The 3,336-nt window shown below is 45.0% G+C and carries 4 protein-coding genes and 1 pseudogene; 1 reads left to right on the top strand and 4 read right to left on the bottom strand.

The features are described 5' to 3' along the window. Positions 1 to 283, top strand: a 283-nt coding sequence (locus AACS92_RS19860) for a hypothetical protein (protein WP_193757015.1), incomplete at its 5' end; no start/stop codon positions are given. Positions 284 to 384: 101 nt separating this feature from the next. On the opposite strand, the pseudogene AACS92_RS19855 reads toward AACS92_RS19860, so the two are convergent. From AACS92_RS19855 to nudI, 4 genes and pseudogenes are all read right to left on the bottom strand, one after another. After that, positions 385 to 459 (bottom strand): annotated as a pseudogene (locus AACS92_RS19855) (arsenate reductase); the annotation flags it as partial. 52 nt (positions 460 to 511) lie between these two features. Beyond that, positions 512 to 1,795: an arsenic transporter gene (locus tag AACS92_RS19850; protein WP_099111988.1), complete on the bottom strand. Its 1,284-nt coding sequence runs from the start codon at positions 1,793 to 1,795 to the stop codon at positions 512 to 514. Between the two features lie 63 nt (positions 1,796 to 1,858). Next, positions 1,859 to 2,212, bottom strand: coding sequence for a metalloregulator ArsR/SmtB family transcription factor (locus AACS92_RS19845; protein ID WP_099111987.1), 354 nt, complete (start codon positions 2,210 to 2,212; stop codon positions 1,859 to 1,861). A gap of 557 nt (positions 2,213 to 2,769) precedes the next feature. Then, complete coding sequence (gene nudI, locus AACS92_RS19840; protein ID WP_099111986.1) at positions 2,770 to 3,195, bottom strand: nucleoside triphosphatase NudI; 426 nt, start codon at positions 3,193 to 3,195, stop codon at positions 2,770 to 2,772. Positions 3,196 to 3,336 lie beyond the last annotated feature (141 nt).

Here is a 3,336-nt window from a genome sequence, read left to right as displayed (position 1 = left end):
TTCTAAATTATACATGCCTGAGGATCTCCACGATTTTGTTTTCTTTAGCAAAAACTTTGATCGTGCCTCAGGCACTTTAGTTCCCTTCTTAAGCGAAGCTCAGGTTAATTACGTGAGTAGTAAACACAATGCAGTTTTTCCAGATGATGTGGTGGCTGCCGAAAATACACGGGTTGCCTTTTCACTTTTATTAACAGCCTATTCCTCTGGGTCACCGATAAAAATTATGCGGTGTTATGGGGACGGCGTGGTGGCGTTTGGAACGGGACAAAGCGGGCTTTAAATAGGATATATTATGGCGATAGGACGGGGATGAGAGGGAGTTGCTCAGTCATTTTGTAACGCTGTACTGTTTCCTATAGTGTCACCACAGGTCAGTAATACACTGTTACAGATCAATTCCAGTGTATTGCGCGAAACACCACAGGCCGGATTATGATAAATAGTGATATCTGCTATTACACATTCTCTTTCTGTTTAGCGGGAGATCCGGCCCATAATTAAAGGCTTATTAAAACGACAGGCGCAGTGCCAGTGCAGACAACGTCACAAAAAGAACCGGAATGGTCATTACTATCCCGACGCGGAAATAATAGCCCCATGAGATGATGATATTTTTCTGCGCGAGAACATGCAGCCAAAGTAACGTCGCCAGGCTCCCAATGGGCGTGATTTTAGGTCCCAGATCACTGCCAATAATATTGGCGTAAATCATAGCGTCTTTGATAACACCCGTTGCCATACTGGATTCAACAGAAAGTGCACCAACCAGAACGGTAGGCAAGTTATTCATCACCGATGACAGAATTGCTGTCAGGAAACCGGTGCCCAGTGTCGCTCCCCAAAGGCCGTAATCAGTTAAGGTATTCAGTATGCCCGACAGAACATCGGTGAGACCGACATTACGCAGGCCGTACACCACCAGATACATCCCAAGTGAAAAAATAACGATTTGCCAGGGTGCCTTTTTCAGTACGTTACCCGTATTGATCACATGACTTCGGCGAGCAACCAGCCAGAGGACAAGAGCAGCAACAGCGGCAACCAAACTCACAGGGACGCCTAAAGGCTCAAGGGCAAAGAAACCCATCAACAACAGGGCGAGCACAATCCAACCAGTTTTGAATGTGCGCACATCACGAATAGCCTCACGCGGTAATTTCAATTTCGCAACGTCATAGGTCTTCGGAATATCTTTGCGGAAAAACCAGTGCAACATGGCAAGCGTAGCGGTGACAGCGGCGATATCAACCGGCACCATTACTGAGGCATAATCATGAAATCCCAGTTTGAAGAAGTCAGCAGAGACGATATTCACCAGATTAGAAACGATCAACGGTAAACTGGCTGTATCGGCAATAAATCCCGCTGCCATGACGAATGCCAGCGTGGCTCCCCGGCTGAAACCGAGTGCCAGAAGCATCGCAATCACTATCGGGGTCAGAATCAACGCTGCACCATCGTTTGCAAACAGCGCGGAAACACTGGCTCCGAGCAAGATAATGTAGGTGAAAAGCCAACGGCCTTTACCCCCTCCCCAACGTGCAACATGCAGGGCTGCCCATTCAAAAAAACCCGATTCATCAAGCAACAGACTGATGATAATTATAGCGATAAAGGCGGCCGTTGCGTTCCAGACAATTTGCCACACCACTTGAATATCACTGATATGCACAACACCAGTGATCAAGGCAAGTGTGGCACCAATGACGGCACTCCAGCCAATGCCAAGCCCCTTTGGTTGCCATATCACCAGGATCAGAGTCAGAACAAAAATTGCCCCTGCAAGCCACATAGTTTTCTCCTAATAAATATACATATGTGAAAAATCAAATTTGTTTGAATAAATTTTTTCTTGTTACTGACAGGAGGATTTACCGCTTGTTGTCGAGTTGATCTTCTGAAGTCGCGTACTCAACTGAGCTATCTCAGCCTGCTGGCATTGAAATGCCTGTTCAAGGACATTAGCTGCCCAGACAGGGATATGTGGAGACAAACGATAGTAAATCCACTTGCCTTCACGTCTATCTAGAAGCAGCCCGGCTTCGCGAAGCATAGCCAGATGGCGAGAAGTTTTAGACTGCGGTTCCTGAAGTGCCGTTGAGATGTCGCAAACACACAGCTCGCCGGTCTCACGTAGCAACAACATGATGCGCAGGCGTGTCTCATCCGAAAGGTATTTGAAAAAATGAAGCGGGGTAAGCTGAGTCATAAACACTCCTATTTCTGAACTGAATATCATACTCAGGAGTAACGACTCGTCAATAATACATTTGTTTAAGTGAATATGTTTTTGATGAACGGCTATATGTTGATGTTTCTACCCGAAGGTGAGCCTTACAAACACTCGGATCATCGATAAGTCTGATTACTCTAATCTGCGGAACGTGTGAGGTGGGATTTTTCCAACTCGTCGGATCAGAATGGAAAAAGTTTTTTAGCGTATTTGATGTAAAATCACGCAATACGTTTTGGCAAGTTCTAAGCTGAAGGTTGTTAATTTTTTAGATGGGGTTCGGGATAAGTTTGTCTTCACTCCGTTTTTCTCTTGAGTCACTCAACGTGAGTTTTGCTAATGTGTTGGAGATTGACTATTTGTATTTTTTTATTATTTGTTGTTGAGCTTTTCGAGCTGACTTTGTAAGAAATCGATAAATGTCCGGACGTTCTCGGAAACATGGAGGGTATTGGGATAGAGCACGTGAGCCATGGCTCTGTTGCCCGCCCCTGCCTTCATCATGGATGGCAGGGATGAGCCGGTGGAATTTATCAGATGATTCCTTTCTGGGTAAAGGTAACCCGTGTTGCTTCATTCAGATCCATGGTTTTCATGGTTTCTGGTGACACCCACGCAATTTCCTGAAATTCTTCGTTGAATGTAATGTTTCGGTTGGTACTGATACAGTCAAAGATGAGGTAAATCATGTAAATTTCTTCTGTGGTGCCATCCGGATACGTTTTAATCCGGATATCATCACGAAAAGCCCAAGGTTTCACTTCCGTTATTTCCAGAGCTTCACCCAGCTCTTCCCTGATTTCTCGTCTCAGTGCTGCTTCCATTGTTTCGTTGGGTTCCATTCCTCCTCCGGACAATGCCCACTGACCCGGAAAAACACCACGATCAAATGCCATTTTACAAAGCAGGTATTCGCCATTATTCTGAATAATAGGACAGACAATTGTTCTTTGACGCATATCATCTCCGCAGCATATTTATTTTATTGATAACTAACCTGAGCTTCGCTTAAGAAGGGAACTAAAGTGCCTGAGGCACGATCAAAGTTTTTGCTAAAGAAAACAAAATCGTGGAGATCCTCAGGCATGTATAATTTAGAA

This window comes from Xenorhabdus sp. KJ12.1 (genome assembly GCF_963876495.1).
Taxonomy (GTDB): domain Bacteria; phylum Pseudomonadota; class Gammaproteobacteria; order Enterobacterales; family Enterobacteriaceae; genus Xenorhabdus; species Xenorhabdus stockiae.
This window is presented reverse-complemented; position numbering and strand designations above follow the sequence as displayed.

Bases quoted from the DNA above. Each gene is read 5' to 3' on its own strand.
- AACS92_RS19845 (WP_099111987.1), bottom strand. From the start codon at position 2,212: ATGACTCAGCTTACCCCGCTTCATTTTTTCAAATACCTTTCGGATGAG.
- AACS92_RS19850 (WP_099111988.1), bottom strand. From the start codon at position 1,795: ATGTGGCTTGCAGGGGCAATTTTTGTTCTGACTCTGATCCTGGTGATA.
- nudI (WP_099111986.1), bottom strand. From the start codon at position 3,195: ATGCGTCAAAGAACAATTGTCTGTCCTATTATTCAGAATAATGGCGAA.